Source organism: Sandarakinorhabdus sp. (assembly GCF_040398645.1).
In the GTDB taxonomy this organism is placed as follows: domain Bacteria; phylum Pseudomonadota; class Alphaproteobacteria; order Sphingomonadales; family Sphingomonadaceae; genus Sandarakinorhabdus.
The window spans coordinates 16666-21094 of the sequence record NZ_JBBATR010000037.1 but is presented as its reverse complement, the minus strand read 5'-3'; the positions used below and the strand labels follow the sequence as shown (position 1 = coordinate 21094).

Genomic DNA, 4429 nt, shown 5'->3' with positions numbered 1-4429 from the left:
GGAGCGGGCAGCAATTCGGCGGCCTGCTCCGTGCGCACCGGCACGTCGATTGCAGCCAGCTGCGGCACCGGCTTCTTGCCCGGATCCACCCCCATATCGGCAAAGCGCCGCGCCTTGGGCAGCACATTGCGTTCCAGTGATCCGATGAAGTCGTTGTAATTGCCCACGGTTTCACCGAGATTCTTGCGCATCTTCACCAGATGTTCGGCCATCACCGCAATCGCACTGTAGATTTCGGCGCCCAGCTTGCCGATCTCACGGGCTTCGTCGGCCAGTCTGTCCTGCCGCCAATTCAGCGCCACCGTCTTGGCAATCGCCAGCAGATTGATCGGCCCGGCCAGCAGGATGCGCTGTTCAAAGGCCCAGCTGAGCAGCGCCAGATCATGCTCCATTGCGGCAGACAGGAAATTTTCGCCGGGAATGAACATGATGACGAAATCGGCTGATTTGCCGAATTGCGTCCAATAGGCCTTTTCGGACAGGCCGCGGGCATGGTTGCGCACCGCAGCGGCGTGACGCTGCATCGCCGCCAGCCGTTCGGCATCGCTGCCGGCCTCCAGCGCAGCCAGATAATCATTCAGGCTGCATTTTGAATCGACGATCAATTGGCGATCACCGGGCAGATTGATGATCGCATCGGGGCGCCGGCCGCCAGCTTCGGTGGCCATGTGGGTTTGCAGGGTGAAATCCACGCCGGCGCGCAGGCCGGCCATTTCCAGCGTGTTGGCCAATTGTTGTTCGCCCCAGCTGCCCGATGTCTTGCCGCTGCTGCGCAGGGCCGTCACCAGCCGCGCCGCTTCGTCAGACACACGCACCTGGCCCTGCGTCACCTGCTGCAGGGCCTGGTTGAGCGCGCCATAGCTTTCGGTACGGGCCTTTTCCACCTCGCCGAGCCGGCTTTCATATTTGGCCAGCGTTTCCGCCACCGGGGCCAGCACCGCCTTCAGGCTGGCCTGATTCTTGGCTTCGGCCTCGTCAAAACGTTGTTCGGCGCGGGTGATCAACTGGCCCTGCGCCTGTTCGAGCACGCGGCCGGCCAGTGCTTCAAAACGCGTGTTCAGCTCCTCCAGTTGGCGGGCATGCGATTGTTCGCGCTCGGCAATCTGGGTTTGCAGCGCCTTGATCTCCACGGCAGTTTCGGCAATCTTGGTGCGCCGATCATCGGCCTGCGCACGCGCCTCATCACGCTCGGTGCGCAACCCCGCCAGCGGGCGGCTGGCCAGCACCCACGCCGCCGCAAAGCCAATCAGCAAGGCGGCCACCGCCATCGCGGCAGCAATCTGAGCTTCGGTCACGATGCACCTGCAAAGAATATGGAACGAGACGTGAACATAGCTGGCATGGCCGCATGGCTCAAGCCCAACATCCTAATCTGCGCGCGGTTTGCTGCGGGCCGGCAGCCGCGCCGCCACCAGCGCGGCCACCACCATCAGCGCACCGGCCAGTTCCCATGGGCCAGGCACTTCGCCAAAGCGGATAGCGCCCACGCCGGCGCTGATGGCCGGCTGCACCAGCAGCGCCAGCCCGATCACCAGCGGTGACAGATGCCGCACCGCATAGACGATCAGCCCCTGCCCGATCACCTGGCTGCCGATGGCCAGACCAATGATCGGCGTCCAGTCCTGCGGCCAGAAAACGCCACCAGTCGCCAGCGGTGCCAGACAAATCGCGCCGACCAATGTGGCCAGCGCCAGCGCCGGCAGCGCCGCCAGTTGCAGCCGTACCTGTTCGATTGCCACCAGATAGATGGTGTAGAACAGCGCCGCCGCCAGGCACAGCAGATCGCCCACCAGATGCTGCGGTGACAATTGCGCGCTCCGCCCGAGCAGCAGGGCCATGCCGGAAGCGGCCATCACCAGCGCCAGCGCCTGCATGCGCAGCAGCCGCTGCCCGAGCACGACCACGCCATACAGCGGCAGCATGAAGGTGGCGGCATTGGCCAGCAAGGTCGCGTTGGCCAGCGTGGTGCGCATGATGCCCAGATGCCACACCGCCAGATCGGCCGCAAAGGCCAGCCCGGCCAGGCCGGAAAGCAGCAGCACCGCAGCCTGGCTGCGGCCACCACCTGGAATGCCCGGCGACGGCGGCAAACGCAGCGCAGCGGGGCCGCCGACGATGCGGGCCATGATCAGCAGAAACGGCACCGCCAGCGCCAGCCGCCAGAACGCCGATGCCATCGGCCCGACATCGGCCAACCGCACCAGCAGCGGCCCGAACGCCAGGCACGCCGAACCGGTGATCATCGCAGCAAAGGCCCAGCGGCCAGGCGCGGCAGGAGGCATCGCAGTTGTCACCGGCCGTCGCTTAAGCGGTTTTTGCGGCGGCGCAAGCATGCGCCCGCGCCGCCCGGTTCGCCCCGGGCGCACGATGTCCGTCATGCTTTTGTTGACAGGCAAGGCCAGCTTGCCCATAAGCCATACCAGATTAGTCCACTTTGCAGGCAATGGCTGGAATCGATGTGATCCGACTGACCAATCTAGCTGATTATGCCGTGGTGGTGATGGCCCATGCGGCGCGTGAGCCGGAGCTGAAATTTTCGGCGGCGCGCGTGGCGGAATTGACCATGATCCCGGCCCCCACCGTGGCCAAGCTGATGGGCACGTTGGCACGCGCCGGTTTGCTCACGGCGTCACGCGGCGTGGCCGGCGGGTTCATGCTGGCGCGGGCACCTGGCGGCATCAGCGTGGCCGAGATTGTCGAAGCCGTTGATGGCCCGATCGCACTGACCAGCTGCGCCGGCAGCGATGCCCATGATTGCCTGATGGAAGGCCATTGCGCGGTGCGCGGCCATTGGGCGCCGATCAACCGCGCAGTGCGCGGCGCGCTTGCCGCTGTGACATTGGCCGATCTGGCGCAGCCGGTGGCAGCGGCTGTACCCACGGCGACCGAGCCCGCGTCCAGCGACGCGCTGGCCACCTGATGTTTGAAGAGTGATGACCATGCTTGATACCCCCGCCTCCCTGGTCCTGGCCGGCCGCGCCCTGGCCGATCCCGCGCCGGATGCTCCCATTCAGGATGCCCCTATCCAAGATGCAGCCGCGCGGGCGGCTGTGGAGGATATGTCCACCTACAAATGGGGCTTTTCGTCGGATGTCGAATCCGAAATGGCGCCCAAGGGCCTGAACGAGGACACGGTTCGTTACATTTCGGCCAAGAAGGGCGAGCCGGAATGGCTGTTGGCATGGCGGCTGAAGGCGTTTGCGCGCTGGCAGACGATGGTGAGCCCGGATTGGGCCAAGCTGAACGTCGCGCCGATCGATTATCAGGATGCCTATTATTACGCCGCGCCCAAGGCCAAGCCGACCCTGGCATCGTTGGACGAGCTCGATCCCGAAATCCGCCGCGCCTATGAAAAGCTGGGCATCCCGATCGAAGAGCAGAAGATGCTGGCCGGTGTTGAAGGCGCGCGCCGCGTGGCCGTGGATGCGGTGTTTGACAGCGTGTCGGTGGCCACCACCTTCCGCGCCGAACTGCTCAAGGCCGGCGTGATCTTCCTGTCGATTTCCGAAGCGGTGAAGGAATATCCCGACCTGATCCAGAAATGGCTGGGCAGTGTCGTGCCCGTGCAGGACAATTATTTTGCCTGCCTGAACTGCGCGGTGTTTTCCGATGGCACCTTTGTCTACATCCCGCCCGGCGTGCGCTGCCCGATGGAGCTTTCCACCTATTTCCGCATCAACGCTGCCAACACCGGCCAGTTCGAACGCACGCTGATCATCGCCGACAAGGGCAGCTATGTCTCCTATCTCGAAGGCTGCACGGCGCCGATGCGCGATGAAAACCAGCTGCACGCCGCGGTCGTTGAGCTGGTGGCCCTGGACGATGCCGAGATCAAATATTCCACCGTGCAAAACTGGTATCCCGGCGATGCCGACGGCAAGGGCGGCATCTATAATTTTGTCACCAAGCGCGCCAACTGCCTCGGCAAGAACAGCAAGGTGAGCTGGACGCAGGTGGAAACCGGCAGCGCGATCACCTGGAAATATCCGAGCTGCGTGCTGAGCGGTGAGGGCAGCGTCGGTGAGTTTTATTCGGTCGCCGTCACCAACAATTGCCAGCAGGCCGACACCGGCACCAAGATGATCCATATCGGCAAGGGCACGAAGTCAACAATTGTTTCCAAGGGCATCACCGCCGGGCGCAGCAACGGCACCTATCGCGGGCTGGTGCGCGTGGCGGCAACGGCGGAAGGGGCGCGCAATCACACCCAGTGCGATTCGCTGCTGCTGGGCAGCAATTGCGGCGCGCATACCGTGCCCTACATCGAAGTGCGCAACCCCAGCGCCATAATCGAACACGAAGCCACCACCTCGAAAATCAGCGAGGATCAGCTGTTTTACGCCCAGTCGCGCGGGCTGGATACCGAGGCGGCGGTGGGCTTGATCGTCAACGGCTTCTGCCGCGAAGTGTTGCAGCAATTGCCGATGGA

General features: G+C 64.1%; 4 protein-coding genes. 2 read left to right on the top strand and 2 right to left on the bottom strand.

Going from position 1 to position 4429, the window contains the following annotated elements; translation table 11 throughout:
* Together ABWP50_RS09420 and ABWP50_RS09415 are read right to left on the bottom strand one after the other, a co-directional pair.
* A partial coding sequence (locus ABWP50_RS09420; protein WP_353217740.1) for a DNA recombination protein RmuC occupies nucleotides 1-1295 on the bottom strand: 1295 nt, incomplete at its 3' end.
* Between the two features lie 72 nt (nucleotides 1296-1367).
* Nucleotides 1368-2294: a DMT family transporter gene (locus ABWP50_RS09415; RefSeq protein ID WP_353217739.1), complete on the bottom strand. Its 927-nt coding sequence runs from the start codon at nucleotides 2292-2294 to the stop codon at nucleotides 1368-1370.
* Between the two features lie 164 nt (nucleotides 2295-2458).
* Here ABWP50_RS09415 and ABWP50_RS09410 point away from each other — a divergent pair, with 164 nt between their 5' ends.
* Together ABWP50_RS09410 and sufB are read left to right on the top strand one after the other, a co-directional pair.
* Nucleotides 2459-2920: an SUF system Fe-S cluster assembly regulator gene (locus ABWP50_RS09410; RefSeq protein ID WP_353217738.1), complete on the top strand. Its 462-nt coding sequence runs from the start codon at nucleotides 2459-2461 to the stop codon at nucleotides 2918-2920.
* A 139-nt stretch (nucleotides 2921-3059) separates the two neighbouring features.
* Nucleotides 3060-4429, top strand: a 1370-nt coding sequence (gene sufB / locus ABWP50_RS09405) for a Fe-S cluster assembly protein SufB (RefSeq protein ID WP_353217741.1), incomplete at its 3' end; no start/stop codon positions are given.